Annotated in this window: 16 protein-coding genes and 1 pseudogene; 11 read left to right on the top strand and 6 right to left on the bottom strand. The window is 64.1% G+C overall.

What is annotated here, in order from left to right; translation table 11 throughout:
• The 3 genes from polA to AAFM29_RS11550 all read left to right on the top strand — a co-directional run.
• Window positions 1–1833 (top strand): DNA polymerase I (polA, locus tag AAFM29_RS11540; protein ID WP_341712948.1); only part of this gene is annotated, 1833 nt, incomplete at its 5' end.
• 20 nt (window positions 1834–1853) lie between these two features.
• Entirely contained in the window at window positions 1854–3110 is a 1257-nt protein-coding gene (locus AAFM29_RS11545) for a CHASE3 domain-containing protein (RefSeq protein WP_341712949.1), read from the top strand.
• A gap of 46 nt (window positions 3111–3156) precedes the next feature.
• Complete coding sequence (locus AAFM29_RS11550) at window positions 3157–4239, top strand: mechanosensitive ion channel domain-containing protein (protein WP_341712950.1); 1083 nt, start codon at window positions 3157–3159, stop codon at window positions 4237–4239.
• 6 nt (window positions 4240–4245) lie between these two features.
• Here AAFM29_RS11550 and AAFM29_RS11555 read toward each other — a convergent pair whose 3' ends face one another.
• Window positions 4246–6552 (bottom strand): CDC48 family AAA ATPase, encoded by a 2307-nt coding sequence (locus AAFM29_RS11555; RefSeq protein WP_341712951.1) that lies wholly within the window; start codon window positions 6550–6552, stop codon window positions 4246–4248.
• Window positions 6553–6948: 396 nt separating this feature from the next.
• Here AAFM29_RS11555 and AAFM29_RS11560 point away from each other — a divergent pair, with 396 nt between their 5' ends.
• From AAFM29_RS11560 to AAFM29_RS11595, 8 genes are all read left to right on the top strand, one after another.
• Entirely contained in the window at window positions 6949–7656 is a 708-nt protein-coding gene (locus tag AAFM29_RS11560) for a CoA transferase subunit A (RefSeq protein ID WP_341712952.1), read from the top strand.
• Window positions 7656–8108 (top strand): hypothetical protein, encoded by a 453-nt coding sequence (locus tag AAFM29_RS11565; RefSeq protein WP_341712953.1) that lies wholly within the window; start codon window positions 7656–7658, stop codon window positions 8106–8108. The genes AAFM29_RS11560 and AAFM29_RS11565 overlap by 1 nt, the downstream gene beginning before the upstream one ends.
• Window positions 8105–9052 (top strand): HAD family acid phosphatase, encoded by a 948-nt coding sequence (locus AAFM29_RS11570; protein WP_341712954.1) that lies wholly within the window; start codon window positions 8105–8107, stop codon window positions 9050–9052. The genes AAFM29_RS11565 and AAFM29_RS11570 overlap by 4 nt, the downstream gene beginning before the upstream one ends.
• 1 nt (window position 9053) lies before the next feature.
• Window positions 9054–9710, top strand: coding sequence for a CoA transferase subunit B (locus AAFM29_RS11575; protein ID WP_341712955.1), 657 nt, complete (start codon window positions 9054–9056; stop codon window positions 9708–9710).
• A 26-nt stretch (window positions 9711–9736) separates the two neighbouring features.
• Window positions 9737–10666, top strand: coding sequence for an MBL fold metallo-hydrolase (locus tag AAFM29_RS11580; protein WP_341712956.1), 930 nt, complete (start codon window positions 9737–9739; stop codon window positions 10664–10666).
• Between the two features lie 83 nt (window positions 10667–10749).
• The gene (locus tag AAFM29_RS11585) at window positions 10750–11886 is read left to right on the top strand and encodes a nitronate monooxygenase family protein (protein ID WP_341712957.1); all 1137 of its coding nucleotides are present in this window, start codon (window positions 10750–10752) and stop codon (window positions 11884–11886) included.
• A 39-nt stretch (window positions 11887–11925) separates the two neighbouring features.
• On the top strand, window positions 11926–12594 hold the full coding sequence (locus tag AAFM29_RS11590) for a ferritin-like domain-containing protein (RefSeq protein ID WP_341712958.1): 669 nt from the start codon (window positions 11926–11928) through the stop codon (window positions 12592–12594).
• Between the two features lie 41 nt (window positions 12595–12635).
• Entirely contained in the window at window positions 12636–13775 is a 1140-nt protein-coding gene (locus AAFM29_RS11595; protein WP_341712959.1) for a CaiB/BaiF CoA-transferase family protein, read from the top strand.
• Here the strand turns inward: AAFM29_RS11595 and metK are convergent.
• From metK to AAFM29_RS11620, 5 genes and pseudogenes are all read right to left on the bottom strand, one after another.
• Window positions 13772–15010 (bottom strand): methionine adenosyltransferase, encoded by a 1239-nt coding sequence (gene metK, locus AAFM29_RS11600; protein WP_341712960.1) that lies wholly within the window; start codon window positions 15008–15010, stop codon window positions 13772–13774. The two genes, AAFM29_RS11595 and metK, sit on opposite strands and share 4 nt — an antisense overlap.
• A gap of 37 nt (window positions 15011–15047) precedes the next feature.
• Window positions 15048–16637 (bottom strand): apolipoprotein N-acyltransferase, encoded by a 1590-nt coding sequence (gene lnt, locus AAFM29_RS11605; protein ID WP_341712961.1) that lies wholly within the window; start codon window positions 16635–16637, stop codon window positions 15048–15050.
• Window positions 16638–16680: 43 nt separating this feature from the next.
• Complete coding sequence (locus AAFM29_RS11610; protein ID WP_341712962.1) at window positions 16681–17439, bottom strand: DUF4167 domain-containing protein; 759 nt, start codon at window positions 17437–17439, stop codon at window positions 16681–16683.
• 124 nt (window positions 17440–17563) lie between these two features.
• On the bottom strand, window positions 17564–18394 hold the full coding sequence (prmC, locus tag AAFM29_RS11615) for a peptide chain release factor N(5)-glutamine methyltransferase (RefSeq protein WP_341712963.1): 831 nt from the start codon (window positions 18392–18394) through the stop codon (window positions 17564–17566).
• Window positions 18391–18625: pseudogene (locus AAFM29_RS11620) on the bottom strand (peptide chain release factor 1); the annotation flags it as partial. The gene prmC and the pseudogene AAFM29_RS11620, both read right to left, overlap by 4 nt.

An 18625-nucleotide genomic window follows, 5' to 3' on the forward strand; every position in this document is an offset into this window, starting at 1 on the left:
GCCTATGAATGCGTGCAGGACATGGAGCGGCTGCAACACTGGATCGCCCGTGCCAAAGAGGCGCGGCTGGTGGCAGTCGACACCGAAACCAACAGCCTCGATGCCGTTCGCGCAGACCTTGTGGGGGTGAGCCTCGCCCTTGGGCCAAACGACGCATGCTACATCCCGCTCGATCACGGCGGGAGCGACATGTTCTCCGACAAGCCGCTACAGATCGGCAAGGCCGAGGCGCTCGCAGCGCTCAAGCCGCTGCTGGAAAGCGATGCGGTGCTCAAGGTGTTCCACAACGGCAAATACGACCTCAACGTCTTCGCCCGGAACGGCATCATGGTCGCGCCGATCGACGATACCATGGTGATCAGTTTCGATCTCGACGCGGGACGCAGCCTCGACGGAATCGGTGGCGGGCACGGCATGGACGAATTGGCCGAGCGGCACCTCGGTCATATCTGCACCGCCTTCAAGGACGTCTGCGGCACCGGAAAGAAGGCGATCCCCTTCGGCGAAGTCCCGCTCGACAAGGCAACCGAATATGCCGCCGAGGACGCCGATGTGACCTGGCGGCTGCACGCGCTACTCAAGCCGCGCCTGTCCGAGGAAGGCGGGACGCGGATTTATGAACGGGTCGACCGCCCCCTGGTGCCGGTGGTAGCGCAGATGGAGCGTCACGGGATCCGCGTCGATCGGCCGCATCTGGCCAAGCTTTCCGAGGAGTTCGCCAAGGAGACTGCCCGGCTGGAAGGCGAGATCCACGAACTCGCGGGCGAGCCTTTTACCGTCGGCAGTCCCAAGCAGCTCGGCGATATCCTGTTCGACAAGCTCGGCTACAAGGGCGGGCGCAAGGGCAAGAGCGGGCAGTATTCGACCGACCAGGCAATCCTCGAAAGGCTTTCGGGAGAAGGCGCGGTGATCGCCGACAAGGTGCTCGAATGGCGCCAGCTGGCCAAGCTCAAGTCGACCTATACCGATGCCTTGCAAGAAGCGATCAACCCGGAAACCGGGCGGGTTCATACCAGCTACTCGCTGGTAGGGGCGCAGACCGGACGCCTGTCCTCGACCGACCCCAATCTGCAGAACATCCCAATCCGGACCGAGATCGGTCGCCAGATCCGCGAAGCCTTTGTCGCGGAACCGGGCAATGTCCTGCTCGCGGCAGACTATTCCCAGATCGAATTGCGCCTGGCTGCGCATATGGCCAACGTGCCAAGCCTGAAGGAGGCTTTCGCAGCTGGCGAGGACATCCACGCGCGCACGGCGATGGAGATGTTCGGTACGGTCGACCGCGACACGCGAGGCCGCGCCAAGACCATCAACTTTGCCATCCTCTACGGCATATCGCGCTGGGGCCTCGCCGGTCGCCTGGGTGTCACGCCAGAGGAAGCACAGGCGATGATCGATACCTATTTCCAGCGCTTCCCCGGTATCCAGCACTATATCCATTCGACGCTGGAGAGCGTGCGCGAGCGCGGCTATTCGGAAACGCTGTTCGGCCGCAAGACCTGGTTCCCGCGGATCAATTCGAAGAACCCGAACGAGCGCGCGGGCAGCGAGCGCGCCGCGATCAACGCGCCAATCCAGGGAACCAGCGCCGACATCATCAAGCGTGCGATGGCGCGAATGATGCCGGCCCTGCAGGAAGCCGGGTTGGGCCATATTCGCATGCTGCTGCAGGTGCACGACGAACTGGTGTTCGAATTGCCCGAAGGCGATGTGGCGAGGGCGTCTCCGGTGATCGAGCGTGTCATGGCCGAAGCCGCCCGTCCAGCGGTCGAGCTTAGTGTCCCGCTGGGTGTCGAGATCGGCACTGGGGCAAGCTGGGGAGCCGCGCACTGAAGCGCACCATCGCCTTTGCCATGCGCGAACGCCGGCTGCGCTGGGTCAATGTCGCAGTGCTGGCGATCATCAGCGCCGCCATGCTCGCACTACTGTTCCTGGTCTACAAGACCGTGGACGCGGAACGCGCGCAGCGGGATCAGGCGGAAAAAACGGTCGAAGTGCTTGACCAGTTGCGTCGGATCGGGCGTGCGACGATCAACGGCGAAACCGGCCAGCGCGGATATCTGATCACGCTCGATCGGCGCTATCTCGAACCATACCAGGTGGGCCGCGAGCAGATTGGCCCTGCGCTGGACCGGTTGCGCGGGCTGCTTGGCGACCAGGCAACGCAGCGCCAGTCGGAATTGATCGACGAGATCGATGTACTGGCCCGCGCCAAGTTCGACGAGATGGAGGCTGGCGTCGCCTTGCTCGAAAGTGGGCGTCTGCTCGACGCGCGTCGAGCAGTTCTGACCGACGAGGGCGTCGAAACGATGGAGCGGCTCAATCGCGCGATCCGCGAAATGGAGCAGATCGAAAACGAGATCCTGGGGGTAGCGACGGCACAGGCGGCACTCGCCGAATCGCGGGTGTTACCGTTGCTTGGCGGCTTGCTCGCCCTGCTGGTGCTGGCGATGATCGCGGGAACTGCGCTCGTCAGCCGGGCGGCGAGAGCAGAGGCAGAGGCAGCCCAGGCGGCTGCCCTGGCGGAGGCCCGCGATCGCGCAGACCTGCTTGCCCGCGAACTCAACCACAGGGTCAAGAACCTCTTCGCCGTGGTCCTGGCCATCGTCCAGATGAGTGCGCGTGGTAAACCCGAAGCCAAGGAATTGACCGAGACCATTAGCGATCGGATCCGCGCTCTCCTCACTGCACACGAGGTCACCCAAGGGGAGATCGACCGCCCGGTCGCCGCGTTGTCGCAGTTGGTCGAAACCACGCTGGCGCCCTATCGCTCGGCGAGCCACATCGCGACAGTGAAGGGCCCCGAGGTCCTCCTCCCGGCCAAGCAGGTCACCCCGCTGGGTCTGGTGTTGCATGAATTGACGACGAATGCCGTGAAATATGGGGCCTGGAGTTGCGGTGGATCGATCACCGTCGCCTGGAAGCGCGACGATGACTGGATCAGGCTGAGCTGGAAGGAAGATGGCGCCCAAATCGTGGACGAGCCGAATAGCAAGGGCTTTGGAACCTTGATGATGGACAGCGCGGCGCGCCAGTTCGGCGGCACGGTCACGCGCGAGTTCACTGCGGATGGGCTGCTGGTCTGCATCGATTTGCCAGCCAAGGATTGAACTGGCGGGTTGAAACCCGCGCAGCAGGGCCATAGGCATAGCAACCATGCTCGAACGTATCCTGCCAAGCAGCTGGACCCTCTCGACCTCGGCTCTCATCGAAGTACTGACCGTTCTCGGCCTCGCAGTGGCAGGCGCGCTTGTGGTTCACTGGATCGGCTTTGCCATCCTCAAACGCCTGGCCAGACAATCGCAGACCCCGCTCGACGATGTCGTTGTGGCCAGGGTTCGCCGCCCGATGCAGTTTGCGCTGATTATCTTCGCGCTGTCGATCGCTGCCGAGAACGATGCGCTGGTCGGTCGTGAATGGGATGTGCTGACCGACTTCCTGACACCGGCCGTGCTCGGCTGGGTCGCCTTTGCGGCAGTCAAGGGCGTTGCACTGGGGTTCGCCGAACAGGTCAGCAATTCAGCAGACCCGGTCGCCGAACGTGGTCGACTAACCCGGATTGCGGTGCTTTCACGGACGATCCGCGTGGCGATCATGGTAATCACCGTCTCGTTGATCCTGTTCAACATTCCCGGCGTGCGCGATGTCGGCACCACTATGCTCGCATCGGCAGGCCTGGCTGCCCTGGCTGTGGGCGCTGCCGCCCAGCCGGCGCTCAAATCGCTCATTGCCGGTCTGCAGATGGCGCTGACCCAGCCGCTTCGCCTCGGCGATCTGGTGAAGGTCGACGAGCAGACCGGGCGGGTCGAGGAAATTCGCATGAGCTTCGTCACCGTGCGGACCTGGGACGAACGCGTGATCGTGGTCCCCACCAGCCGCTTCCTCGACCAGAGCTTCGAGAACTGGTCGCGGATCAACGAGAAGCTGACCGGCCCGGTGTTCCTCCACCTCGACCCAGATACCGAGATTGCCCCGATCCGCACCGAATTCGAAAGCTATGTCAGGGGGCACCCGCTGTGGGATGGGCGCAACCTGCAACTGCTGATGACCGAAGCCTATCCCGAGAGCATCGAGCTGCGCCTAGCGATGAGCGCCAACACGATCGGCGATCTGTTCACACTGCGCTGCGACGTGCGCGAGCATATGCTCGGCTGGCTGCGCAAGGAACAGCCCGGTGCCCTGATCCGCCACCGGCTGGAAGTCGAAGCGGCCAACCAGCGGGCCAAGCAGGGCAAATAACTGCCGCTACTCGTGCTTGGCGGTGCGGGTGCTTTCGACCATCCCTTCATGTAGGAAGCCGATGGGGTGGACCTCCGCCGCGCGCTTCTTCAGTTCGCCGCGCATCTTCCGGTATTCGCTTTCCATCTCGGGAGTGACCGTTGCACGGCTATCCTTGAGCGCTTCCTCGAAGTCAGCGGCAGTGACTGACTTGACCTCACCCCCGGCGCGCTGGATCGCGTTGAGGCCGGCGCGGCGAACCACGTCCTCAAGATCCGCACCGGTGAATCGCTCGGTCTTGGCCGCGATCTCGGCGAGCTTCACATCTTTGGCGAGCGGCATATTGGCAGTGTGGATGCCCAGTATCTGCTCGCGCCCCGGCTTGTCCGGCGTCCCTACATAAACCAGCTCGTCGAAGCGGCCCGGACGCAGCAGCGCCGGGTCGACCAGCGCAGGGCGGTTGGTCGCGCCGATCACCACGACGGACTGGAGTTCTTCCAGCCCGTCCATTTCGGCGAGGATGGTGTTGACCACCCGGCCGGTGACCTGCGGCTCGCCCTGTCCCGAACCGCGCGCGGGTACAAGGCTGTCGATCTCGTCGATGAAGAGTACGCATGGGGCAACCGCGCGGGCCCGCTTGAACATGCGTGCGATCTGCTGCTCGCTTTCGCCATACCATTTAGACAGCAGGTCACTCGACTTCATCGAGATGAAGTTTGCTTCGGCCTCCTTGGCCACAGCCTTGGCGAGCAGTGTCTTGCCGGTCCCCGGAGGACCATAGAGCAGGAAGCCCTTGGCCGGCCGGATGCCCAATCGATGGAATGCATCGGGGTTCTTGAGTGGCAGCTCGATCCCTTCCTTAAGCGTCGCGATCGCGTCAGGAATACCGCCAATGTCGCTCCAGCGGACATTGGGCATCTGCACCATGACCTCCCGCATCGCAGAAGGCTGGATGCGCTTGAGCGCGGCGAGGAAATCCTCACGGCTCACGTAGAGGTCATCGAGCACCTCCTGCGGGACCGTACGTTCATCGAGATCGAGCCGCGGCATGATCCGGCGCACAGCGTCGATGGCCGCTTCGCGGGCCAGCGCGGCGATATCCGCACCGACGAAACCGTAGGTCGCCCGCGCCAGCTCATCGAGGTCGACCTTATCGCCCAGCGGCATGCCACGCGTGTGAATGCCGAGGATTTCCCGGCGCCCCTTCTCGTCGGGAACACCGATAACGATTTCGCGGTCGAAGCGGCCGGGTCGACGCAGCGCTTCGTCGATGGCGTCTGGCCGGTTGGTCGCGGCGATCACTACCAAGTTCGCCCGTGCTTCAAGCCCGTCCATCAGCGTCAGCAGCTGCGCGACGAGGCGTTTTTCCGCCTCGCCCGGCACGCGATCGCGCTTGGGTGCGATCGAATCGATTTCGTCGATGAAGATGATCGCCGGGGCGGACTTGCTTGCCTCCTCGAACACTTCGCGCAGCCGTTTCTCGCTCTCGCCATAGCCCGAACCCATGATCTCAGGCCCGTTGATGGTGAAGAAATTCGCATCGCTTTCATTGGCGACGGCCTGTGCCAGGCGCGTCTTGCCGGTTCCCGGCGGGCCGTGCAGCAGCACGCCCTTTGGCGGATCGACGCCCAGGCGAGTGAACAGTTCGGGAAAGCGCAGCGGCAGCTCGACCATTTCACGCAGCGCCTGGATGGTATCCCCCATGCCGCCAACGTCGTCATAGTTGACCACTGCGCGCGCATCGCGCGGCGCTTCGAACTCGGCGCGCAGTTCGACCTCGGTATCTTCATCGATGTGGACGATGCCCTTGGGCACGGTCGACACGACGCTGAGGCGGATCTGAGTGAGGGCATAGGCGGGCGCGTTGAACATGCGACGCACCTCCGGCGGCATGTCCTGCACCGGCTGCTGGCCGGTGGTGGCGACAAGGTCACCCGCGACGATAGGCTTGCGAAAGAAATTGCGCTTGAGAGCATGAGCCGGCCCCTGCAGCCGCATCTCGCGCTGGGCGGGCGCAAACACGACGCGCGTGGCCGGTCGCGACTCCGCGGCAGCAATCTTGACGTGCTCGCCCGAGCCAACTTCGGCATTGCCGCGCTGGAGCCCGTCGAGGCGGACCACATCGAGGCTCTGGTCCTCGTCATAGGCGGCCATGGCCACGGCAACAGTCGAGCGCTTGCCGGTAATCTCCACCACATCGCCCTCGGTTATGCCCAGCGCCTGGAAGGCAGAACGCGGCATGCGGGCGATGCCCTGTCCGCTCTCATCCTGCCGTGCCGCCGCGACCTGAAGTCTCACCGTCTTGTCCGCTACTGCAGCGTCTGCATCCGCCATGGGAAATACAATCCCTTCATCCGTGCAACCGATCGACCCTAGCTGGGAACTGGGCTTTGTCGATGCAATGAACGAATAGGGGAGACGGGTCCGAAACCGGCAAGAAAAAAGCCCGGCAGGCGAACCCACCGGGCTTGAAAGTCTTGGGAGAGGATGCCTGAAAGGCAGGTCGAGATATGTTGCTCGGCACCATTTTGTGCAAGTGCGAAAAGGGCAATTTTAGTTGCATGTCCTGCAACAAACGTTCACATAATCGCATTTAACTCATTGATTCAATGCGATTCATGTGATCGCATTGTGGTCATAATGTTTTGCAACGCAACAAAAACAGGCTATGCCTCGATGACGCTACGGCATGCGCGTGACAGACGCGCAATGAGGAGTTAAGTCGCGCCCATGAACAAGCTCTACCCCGATGCCGCCGCCGCCCTTGAGGGGCTTCTCAAGGACGACATGCTGATCGCGAGCGGAGGCTTCGGCCTTTGCGGAATTCCCGAACGGTTGCTTGTCGCGATCCGTGATTCGGGTGTGAAGGGCCTCACCTTTGCCAGCAACAATGCCGGGATCGATGGCGAAGGCATTGGGATGCTGTTGCGCACCCATCAGGTGAGAAAGATGATCTCGTCCTATGTCGGCGAGAACAAGGAATTCGAGCGGCAGTTCCTTTCGGGCGAACTCGAGGTTGAATTCTGCCCACAGGGCACGCTGGCCGAGCGCATGCGTGCTGGCGGTGCCGGCATCCCGGGCTTCTACACCAAGACTGGCGTCGGCACGCAGGTGGCAGAGGGCAAGGAGGTGAAGCTGTTCGACGGGGAAGAGTACATCCTCGAGCGCGGCATCTTCGCCGACCTGGCGATCATCAAGGCGTGGAAGGCCGATGAAACCGGCAACCTCGTGTTCCGCAAGACCGCCCGCAACTTCAACCTGCCTGCAGCGACCTGCGGCAAGGTCTGCGTAGTTGAAGTCGAGGAAATAGTGCCCGTGGGTAGCCTCAATCCGGACTGCATCCACCTGCCCGGTGTCTATGTGCAGCGCATGATCGTGGGCACGCCCTACGACAAGAAGATCGAATTCGTCACCACGCGTGAGCGCGAGCTCGCATAGTGCCGCTGGAGGCCGAAGGCATCGCGGCCATCAATCGCGTGGTCGACGCCGTCTATGCGGCGATTTCCGGCCCGGCGGGGCAACAGCGTGACTGGGATGCGATGCGCGCGCTATATCTGCCGCACGCGCGCCTGACCGCGATCCGCGCCGATGGGATCGAGAGCTGTACGCTCGAGGAATACATCGCTTCCAAGCGCGACTTCCTCGTCACCAACGGCTTCAGCGAAGGCACGCTGGTCAATCGGGTGCTCGTCTATGGCGGGATCGCCCATGTATGGTCCTCCTATTCGGGGGGCTGGACCGAGCCCGATGGCACCACCGGCGGCACGCGAGGGATCAATTCATTTCAGCTGATGCGGCAGGCGGACGGCAGCTGGCGCGTTCTCTCGCTGCTGTGGCAGGTCGAGCAGCCTAACATCCCCCTGCCCGCCGACATGGAGGCTACCCGATGAGGTTTACCGGCACCAGTGCCCTCGCAGCGCTTGCCCTGGCAGGCTGCGCGACGGCTCCAACCGAAGTGGCCAGCGCGCCTGCTGCGCCTGTCGCCGCGCCTGCCCCGATGGGTGGCGAAGCACCTGCCCCTGACCCCATGCGGTGGACCTACGGTTCCGGCGAAGCTGCGGCAGCTTCAATCCAGGCGTGGCGCCTGATCGCCGATTACACCATCTTCGTATCGCGCCAGCGCAAGTTGCCGCAATCGGTTCCCCTTGGCCTGCCCGATACGCCCGGTGGTCTTGGCACTCCAAGCTGCCAGCGCGAAGACGGGACGCAGAAGCCCTTCGCCGCGGTGTTCGACGTCGACGAGACCGTCATCCTCAATCGCGGCTACGAATACTGGCTGTCGCTCGGTAATGCCTTCACGCCGGAAGCCTTCATGAAATGGGCCGATGAGGGCGCACCCTATGCCGTGCCCGTCCCTGGCGCAGTCACCGGCATTCGGCGCCTGCGCGAAGCGGGTATCGAAGTAGTCTTCAACACCAACCGTCCCACCGCGACCGCCGCAGGCACGATCGCTGCGATCGAGAAGGCGGGTGTCGGCCCGGCGGTACACGGCAAAACACTGTTCCTGGCGGGCGACGATGCATTGGGTGGCAACAAGGACGGCCGCCGCAAGATCATCTCGGACAGCTATTGTGTGATCGCACTCGGCGGCGACAACCTCGGCGATTTTGCCGAATTGCTCAATGACCGGGCGCTCACCGTGCAACAGCGCCGCGAGCTCGCAGCACGTGGCGATATCGCGCAGCTGTGGGGCAATGGCTGGTTCCTGATCCCCAACGCAGCCTATGGCTTTTGGCAGAAGGGAACGATCGACGACGTATTCCCGCCCGACGCCCGCTGGACCCCCGACACACTGGTGCGCACCGCGCCCGACATCATGAACGAAGGCAAGTAAGATGACCGATACCGCGACCCGCACCGGTTGGGACCGCAACCAGATGGCCGCCCGCGCCGCGCGCGAATTGAAGGACGGCTATTACGTCAACCTGGGCATCGGCATCCCGACACTTGTCGCGAACCACATTCCCGAAGGGATGCACGTGACGCTGCAAAGCGAAAACGGCATGCTCGGCATCGGCCCCTTTCCCTATGCGGACGAGGTCGACGCGGACCTGATCAATGCCGGCAAGCAGACCATCAGCGAGTTGCCGCACAGTGCCTATTTCGACAGCGCGGCCAGCTTTGCCATGATCCGCGGCGGGCATATCGACCTGACCGTGCTGGGCGCGATGGAGGTGGCCGAGAACGGGGACATCGCCAACTGGATGATCCCGGGCAAGATGATCAAGGGTATGGGTGGCGCGATGGACCTCGTCGCGGGCGTAAAGAAGATCATCGTGGTGATGGAGCACAACGCCAAGGACGGCAGCCCCAAGTTCATCCCCGCCTGCACGCTGCCGCTGACCGGCAAGAACGTGGTCGATATGATCATCACCGACATCGCCGTATTCCAGCGCCCCGACCACGACAGCCCGTTCAAGCTGATCGAGACGGCACCAGGCATTACGGCCGAGGATGTCAGGTCACGCACGACGGCGCATTATCTGGACTAGCATCGCGCAGCAGCTAAGCTGCACCGATGGACATACCCAGGCGCACCCTGCTGGCCGGACTGGCCGCACTGCCGCTCGCGCAACTTACCAGGGCTGGAGAGCCGACCCCGCAGGAGTCGCGACTGATCCTTCTCGGCACAGCCGGCGGCCCGACTCCCAAACCGAACCGCGCGGCTGCAGCCAATGCGATTGTCGTAGGTGACCGGGTCTATTTGATCGATGCGGGCAATGGTGTGGCGCGCCAGATGGTGATGGCTGGCCTGCGTACCGAGCAGCTTCATGCGGTTTTCATCACGCACCATCACAACGACCACAACATCGACATCGGCAATGTGTTGCTGCTCGCATGGGCGGACAATCTGGCCGCTCCCGTCGAGTTCCACGGACCACCACCGCTCAAGCAGATCTTGCGCGACACGCTCCGGGCCAATCGTGCCGACATTTCAATTCGCATGGCCGACGAGGCGCGGCTCGATCCATCCAAACTGGTAAGCGCTTTCGAACACACTGGACCTGGGCCGGTCTATGAAGACGATCGCGTCAGGGTGAGCTGTACCGAGGTCGTTCACCCGCCTTTCCGCCACTCCTTTGCCTATCGCTTCGACTGCCCGGATCGCTCGATCGTCTTTTCCGGCGATACCGCTGTTTCCGAGAACCTAGTCGCCCTTGCGAAGGGTGCCGACGTATTAGTCCATGAGGTGATGTACCTACCAGCGATGGAAAAGCTGATCGCCTCCCAGCCCACCGCACCGCGCTTACGCCAACACTTGCTCGCTGCTCACACAACCTGTGAGGACGTTGGCAGGATGGCCAGCGCGGCAGGGGTGAAGACGCTGGTGCTCAGCCATTTCGTACCCGGCGGCTATCCGTTCATCACCGACGAGGAATGGCTGGCGGCGGTCCGCCCGTATTTTTCGGGCGACATCGTGGTCGGCCGCGATCTGCTTGAGCTCTAAACCGGTTCAGCCGAACAGGCGTCGAAACCCGGCCTTGCGAGGCACAGGACCGGACGCTACTCGAGTTGCAAGGAGAGACTGATATGCCGATGAATCGCGTTTGCGAACTGACCGGGGCGGAGTTCCCGCTATTCGCCTTCAGCCACTGTCGCGACGTGGTCGCCGCAGTCAGCAAGGCCGGCGGGTTCGGGGTCCTCGGCGCGACGCGGTTCAGCCCCGAGCAACTCGAGGAAGAACTCGCCTGGATCGACGCGCATGTCGATGGTGCCCCCTATGGCGTCGACGTGCTGGTGCCCGAAGTGATCGACCCGCGCGTCCGCGAACTGGCCGACAACAAGAGCCGCGCAGCTGCGATTGATCCGGCCTATCAGAGCTTCGTCAACGAAGTTCTCGCCAATTACGGAATCGCGCCCGAGGCGCAGATGCCCATCCTCAGGGAGCGCATGGGGATCACGCCGGAAAACGGCCTCGCGCTGATGGAGGTCGCCTTCCGTCACCCGATCAAGCTGATCGCCAACGCGCTTGGCATCGCCCCAGCCGACATGATCGCCGAAGGCAAGAAGCGCGACGTACCGGTGGCAGCACTGGTGGGGGCCAAGGAGCACGCGATCCGCCAGGCCGAAGCCGGGGTCGACATCATCGTTGCGCAGGGAACCGAAGCGGGCGGTCACTGCGGCGAAGTCTCGACGCTGGTGCTGATCCCCGAAGTGGTCCGTGCGCTCGACCGCGCCGGGCATCGGATTCCGGTGCTCGCAGCGGGCGGGATCATGACTGGCGGGCAGATGGCCGGGATGATGGCGGCGGGCGCACAAGGCGCCTGGACCGGATCGATCTGGCTGGCCACACCCGAAGCCGAAACGTCCGAAGCCTTTCGCGACAAGATGGTCGCCGCGCGCAGTCGCGACACGGTCCGTTCGAAGAGCCGCACGGGCAAGCCCGCGCGCCAGCTCAAGACCGCCTGGCATGATGCCTGGGACGCGCCCGATGGCCCGGGCACGCTGCCCATGCCGCTGATGGGGATGGTTTCCGAGCCTGCCTTTGCACGGATCGAGCGCGAGGCCGCTGCCGGAAATGACGGGGCGCGCGAACTGGTGAGCTATTTCGTCGGCCAGGGCGTCGGCCTGGTCGAGCAGGTCCGCTCAAGCCGCCAGGTCGTGCAGGACTTTCGCGAGGAGTTCATCGAGGCAGTCTCCGGGCTTGCGGGCCTGCTCACCGAATAAGGCTTCGCGCCGACTCGCGATCCATGCGACACTGTCTGCATGGGTTTGCAGGCTGTCTTTCGTAACCGCTTCCTCGACGTGCTCGGGTCGATCTACATCTACAACGAGCACCGGGGCTACACCTCGCTCGATCGCGTGCTCGAGGCGGTGCGGGCGCGCTGCCCTGACGATGCGGGGTTCATTGCCGCGGTGGAGAAGCATCGCGCCGATGAGGAAAAGCATTATCGCATGTTTCGCCGCTGGTTCGAACTGCAGGGCAAGATGCCGCTCAAGGTCGACCGCACCTGCGGCCACATCGATCACTTCATCGAGGCCGTGTTCGGCTGCACCATCGACGAACTCGACACACAGGCAATCGTCGCGAATGGCGAGGAATTCGAGAAGCTATGCCGGGTGATCATGATCACCGAGCAGCGCGGCATGGACCAGGTCGAGGTGTTGCTGAAGAACCGCCACATCCTTTCGGACAAGGGGCTCAAGCGCATCTTCGAAGTAGTGGAGAAGGACGAACCGAGCCACTGGATGCCTTATGACAGCTGGCTTCGGGCCCATGGCCGCCGCCCCAAGCCGCGTTGGCGCGAAAAGTGGACCGACTATTGGATCCACAAGTCGCTGATGCTGGCCAAGCTGCCAGCGGTCTTCGTCAACCGGAGCAATCCGCGGCTGACAAGCTGGCCCGACGAAGACCCGACCGCCTACGCCATCTGAGCGCTTGACCGGGGCGATCCGGAAGCGCAGCAGCGCTGCCCATGTGGCTCGATAACCCGCGCAACCCCAAGGCCCCTCTCGCCGGACTGAAGGTCCTCGAACTTGCCCGCGTGTTGGCCGGCCCTTGGGCCGGACAGATCCTGGCCGACCTCGGTGCCGACGTAATCAAGGTCGAAAGCCCCGACGGCGACGGAACCCGCAAGTGGGGCCCGCCCTGGATAGAGCGCGAGGGCGGCGCACGCGAGGCGGCCTATTATCACGGCACCAATCGCGGAAAGCGCGATATCGTCGCCGACTTCAAGGACCCTGAGGACCTCGCCCGGATCCGTGCGCTGGCCGAAGGCGCCGACGTCGTGCTGGAGAACTTCAAGACCGGCACGCTGGCAAAGTTCGGGCTAGACTACGAAGTGCTCTCGGAAGCCAATCCGGGCCTAGTCTATTGCTCGATCACCGGCTTCGGCCAGACCGGCCCGCGTGCGCATGAGGCCGGTTATGACTTTGTGATCCAGGGGATGAGCGGCTTCATGGCGCTGACCGGCGAACCGCAAGGACAGCCGATGAAGATGGGTGTGTCGGTTTCGGACCTCGCCTGCGGCCTCTATTCGGTGATTGGCATCCAGGCCGCGCTGGCGATGCGCGAGCGGACCGGGCGCGGCCAGCATGTCGACATGGCCTTGCTCGACTGTTCGGTGGGGCTGCTCGCCAGCCAGGCGATGCACTACCTCACGACCGGCACCAATCCGCCGCGCATGGGCAACGAGCACGCGCAGGTCAGCGCCTATGGAGTCTTCCCCGTGGCCGATGGCGAGGTCGTGCTGGCTCCCGCCAACGACGGGTTGTTCCGGCGGCTGCTCACCCTGCTCGGCCGCGAGGATCTGCTTGATGACGAGCGCTTCGCCAGCAACGAAGGCCGCCTTGCCAACCGGGCTGCGCTCGACGCCCTGATCGCGGGCGAAACCGCCAAGTGGCAGAAGGAAGAATTGCTGGCCGAATGCGGCGATGCGGGCATCCCGGCCGGCCCGATCAACGCGATCGATCAGGTCTTTGCCGATCGCCAGGTGATCGCCCGGGGGATGCAGATCGAGCTCGACGGCGTCCCCGGTGTGCGCAGCCCCTTCACCTTCTCCGATGCCGAGCTTGCGCTCGATCACCCAAGCCCGCTGAAGGGTCAGGACTCCTAGGCGAAGGCCGCCTTGAGGTCCGCGACAAGGTCGGTCCGTTCCCACGGGAAATAGTCGCCATCGGCCTTGCGCCCGAAATGGCCATAGGCCGCGGTCGGGCGGTAGATCGGCTTGTTGAGCCCCAGGTGCGTGCGGATGCCGCGCGGGGTCAGGCCGCCCAGCTTGTCGATCCCCCGGATTGCCTCTTCGAGTCCTTCGTCGGTCACCCCGTCGGCGCTGGTGCCGTGCGTGTCGACATAGAGCGATAACGGCTTCGACACGCCGATCGCATAGCTCAGCTGGATCGTGCAGCGCTTCGCGAGGCCCGCCGCGACGATGTTCTTGGCAAGGTAGCGAGTGATGTATGCCGCCGAGCGATCGACCTTTGTCGGATCCTTGCCGCTGAAGGCGCCGCCGCCATGCGGGGCCGCACCGCCATAGGTGTCGACGATGATCTTGCGGCCGGTCAGCCCTGCGTCGCCATCGGGCCCGCCAATCTCGAAAGCGCCCGTCGGGTTGATGTGCCATTCGGTCGCATCGGTAATCCAGCCATCGGGCAGGATTTCGCCGACCACGCGCCTAACATAGTTCTTGAGCTCGGCTTCCTTCTCGCCCTCGTCATAGCCAGGCGCATGCTGGGTCGAAACGACCACCGCGGTGCATTCGACCGGGCGTCCGTTCTCGTAGCGCAATGTCACCTGGCTCTTGGCGTCGGGTTCGAGGAAGGGTGCCGCACCGCTCTTGCGGTCCGCGGCGAGCCGCTCGAGGATCTTGTGCGAATAGTCGATCGTCGCCGGCATCAGGTCGGGCGTCTCGTCGCAGGCGAAGCCAAACATGATGCCCTGGTCGCCCGCGCCTTCATCCTTGTTGCCGCTGGCGTCGACGCCCTGCGCGATATGTGCGCTCTGCCCATGCAGGTGGTTCTCGAAGGTCAGGGTCTGCCAGTGGAAGCCATCCTGCTCATAACCGATCTCGCGGACCGTGCGGCGCACCGCCTTCTCGATCTCTTCCTTGGCCCCGGGCGCCCAGCCGCCGTTTTCGGCCCAGTCGGGGTTCTTGGAATCGTACATCGGAGCGCAACGGATTTCGCCCGACAGGATCACGCGCTGCGTCGTGGTCATGGTTTCGCAGGCAACGCGCGCTTCGGGATCCTGCGCCAACATCAGATCGACCACGGCATCGCTGATCTGGTCGGAAACCTTGTCGGGATGGCCTTCCGACACGCTTTCGGAGGTGAACAGGTAATTGGTGCGCATGCCGCTCTAAATCCCGATATAAAGAATTCTTTATGTGTCACGCGGGGCGGTAGCCTCCCGCCCGCCGGATGGCAACCAGCGAAAGTGCAAGCAACAGCAATCCCCAGGCCAGCGTGAGCCAGTGCCCCAGCCGTGCGAACAGCGTCGGCGAATCGGCGGGCGGCACGAGCGTGTCGATGCGCCCTGCGACGTGACGTTCGACATGTTCGCGCACGACGCCACGCGCGTCGATCACCGCGCTGATTCCGGTAGTGGTCGAACGCAGGACCGGCAGGCCCTCTTCGGCGGCCCGCATGCGTGCCTGGCCGAGGTGTTGGGGCGGCCCCCACGATCCGAACCAGCCATCGTTCGAAGGATTGAAGATGTAATCGGGCCGTTCGTGCGGATCGACCACTTCGCCCGAGAAGACGATTTCATAGCAGATCTGCATACCGGCCTTGCCGTAGTCGCCGAGATCGAGCGTCTGCGGGCCGGGGCCGGGAATGAACTCGATCGACCCTGCAACCAGTCGCGAAAGGCCGAGCGGCTCGAGCAGCCATGTGAGCGGGAGATATTCGCCATAGGGGACGAGGTGGGCCTTGGAATAGCGCGGGCCGAGATTGCCTTCAGGGTCAATCGAGGTGATCGCGTTGTAAGCGCCCACGGCCCTTGGCAGTCCGTCGACATCGCCGATCTCGAGATCGACCACCCCCGTCAGCAGCAGACCCCCTTTGCCGATCACACTGCCAATCCGGCGCCGGGCAAAAACCGGATCGCCCGCGGCGGTCATCTGGTTGTAGTAGCGCTGCGGATAGCCTTCGCGCAGATAGTCGGGCACGCCGCTTTCCGGCCACAGCACCAGCCGATGACTGAGCGGGGTCAGCGGCATGCTCAATTGCGCGAGGTTCTGGAACTGACCCTCGAACTTGGTCGGGTCGTCGATTTCTTCCTGCTTGAGATTGGGCTGCACCAGGGTGAGCGGGAGCACCCCTTCATCGGGTTGGGCAGCGGGCCAGTACATTCCGGCCACGAGCAGGATCGCAAACCCGCCAGGCGGCAGCCATTTGCGCTGGACGACCAGCCAGGCAGCAAAGCCGGCGAGCGCGACCGCGATGCCCGAAAGCGCGTAGGTACCGAAGTAGGGCAGCAGGATCCCCCAGCCCGGCCGATCCCATTCGCCAAGCAGCAAAAGCGAGTACGGACCCCAACCGTATCCGGTGAAGACCCAGCTGCGCAGCCATTCGGTCAGGACCCAGCTTGCCCCCAAAGCCAGCGCGAAGGCCGGCATGGGGCCACGGCGCGCGATCGACCAGGCGAGCAGCGCCGCAATCGCGGGGTAGACCGCAAGATAGAGCGAGACCAACGGCACCGCGACCCAGCCGAGCACGGCGGGCATTTCCGCCTGATAGGTAAAGGCGGTCGCGATCCAGTTGTTCACCAGGGTGAAGTGGGCGACCCCGAACAGCCAGCCGCGCAGCAAGGCTTCCTTGCGCGTGGGGCTGTCGGCGATGAGCAGCGCGAAGGCGCCCATCCCCACGATTGCCAGCGGCCACAGGTGGAGCGGCGGAAAACCGAGCGCGACCAGCGCGCCTAGCGCCAGTGCGGTCCATCGAGGGTGGCGGCGGGCGAAGCCGAGGGTCACATCCATCGGCTTCGCCCAATAGGGTGTTGGTTCAACCAATCAAGCGCGATCAGGCCGCGCTGGCCTCTTCGCTCTCTTCCTGCTTGCGCCGGCGGCGGCGCGGTGCAGGCTTTTCAGCCGCCTCGTCGTCGTTCGAGCTCAGCGATGGCGGCAGGACCGAAGCGTCTATTTCGCTTTCGCTGCTGCTGGAGCCGCCTTCCTCGCGGCGAGGCTTGCGCGGCGCGCGGCGCTTGCGCGGTTCTTCCTCGCGACGGGTGAAGGGGTTCTCGACCGGCTCGTACTCGCTGCCGTCGCGATCTTCGCCCTGCGATTCCTCGCCTCGGTCGCTGTCGCGATCGTCGCGATCATCACGGCGGCCACGCTCGCGGCGATTGTTCTGGTTGCGGCGGCGATCCTCGCCGTCCTCATCCTCGTCGTCGTCCTGGTCACGCTCGTCGAAGCGCTTGCCGCGTGCTTCGTCCTGGCGTGCCTTGTTGTCGGCGATCACGCGGAAATAATGGTCGGCGAACTGCAGGTAGTATTCCATCTGCACCCGGTCGCCATTGTGCTGCGCGTCCTGGGCCAGCTTCTTGTACTTGTCGAGCAGCTGCGGGGCATTGCCACGCGCGCGGCTGTCGATGCGGTTGGCGTTGTGGCCACCGCCCTGGTTGCGATTGTTCCCGCGTCCGCGACGACGGTTATTGCGATTGTTGTTCAAGGGTAGCTGGTCCTCATCAATTTCGCGGCGCGAACCAACGGTTCGCCAATAGCCGCGTGACCCCTTGCGCGACCGCGCTTGTCGCGGATCGCGTGCCCCAGTCTTGTGCATGGTATACGAGGCTGATGGCCGCGCACCGGAACTGCAAATGTCGGAGCTAGACCCATGGGACGAACGCGTCGCACACCACTGGCCTACGGCCAGAGGTAGAGGGTCGAATCGGCTTTGCCAAGCCTTATCTGAGAATCACTGCACGGGGCCGCCCGCCGAGGTCATGGCGGAGCTCGATTTCGAAGCCCGATTCGCGACCAAGGGAGGCCACCACATCGCCCTGGGTCGATCCGATTTCAAGGACGGCAACGCCCCCTGGCAATAATAGCTTGCCAAGCTGCGGGATGATCACGCGATAGTCGTCAAGACCCTCGGGTCCGGCGAACAGGGCGGATGCGGGCTCATAGTCGCGCACGTCGGGATCGAGCTGCACCCCCGTTTCGACATAGGGTGGGTTGCACAGGATCAGGTCGAACCGGCCCAGATCGTTGGCCCAGTCGGCGTCATGCCACGAGGCGAGACGGAACTCCGCCTTCCCCGCCAGTCCCAGCCGCTCGGCATTGCGGCGCGCCACTGCCAGCGCCCGCTCCGATGCGTCGATGCCGATGCCGTGCGCCTGTCCGCGTTCATGCAGGTAGGCCAGCAAGAGCGCGCCGCTACCCGTGCCCATATCGAGCACGCGAACGGCATCGGATGCGGCTTCGAGTGTCGCCAGGACGATCGTCTCGCTGTCGCCGCGCGGGATCAACGTGTCGGGCGTCACCGCGAAGTCGAGGCCGAAGAATTCCTGCACGCCGAGCAGATGCGCGACCGGCTCGCAGGCCGCGCGGCGCGAAATCAGCGCGTCGTACGCAGGCAAGTGGGGCTCGGCCTCGTCGCGCATTCGCGAGAGCAGCATGGCCGACCGCGTGGCGCCGAGCACATGCGCCATCAGCAATTCGGCATCGAGCCGGGCGGTGTCGCTGGTAGCGGCGAGGCGTTCCGCGGCGGTGCGGATCGCGTCGGCAACCGTCATTCGCTCATCGCCGCGAGGCGCTTGGCTTCGTCTTCGGCGATCAGCGCGTCGACCAGTTCGCCGAGGCCCGGCCCGGCGATGATCTGCGGCAGTTTCTGCAGCGTCAGCCCGATCCGGTGATCGGTCACGCGGCCCTGCGGGTAATTATAGGTGCGGATGCGTTCGGAGCGATCGCCCGATCCGACCATCGCCTTGCGCGCCTCGGCCTCGGCACCCTGCGTCGCCTCGCGC

This window comes from Erythrobacter sp., assembly GCF_038133525.1.
GTDB lineage: Bacteria > Pseudomonadota > Alphaproteobacteria > Sphingomonadales > Sphingomonadaceae > Qipengyuania.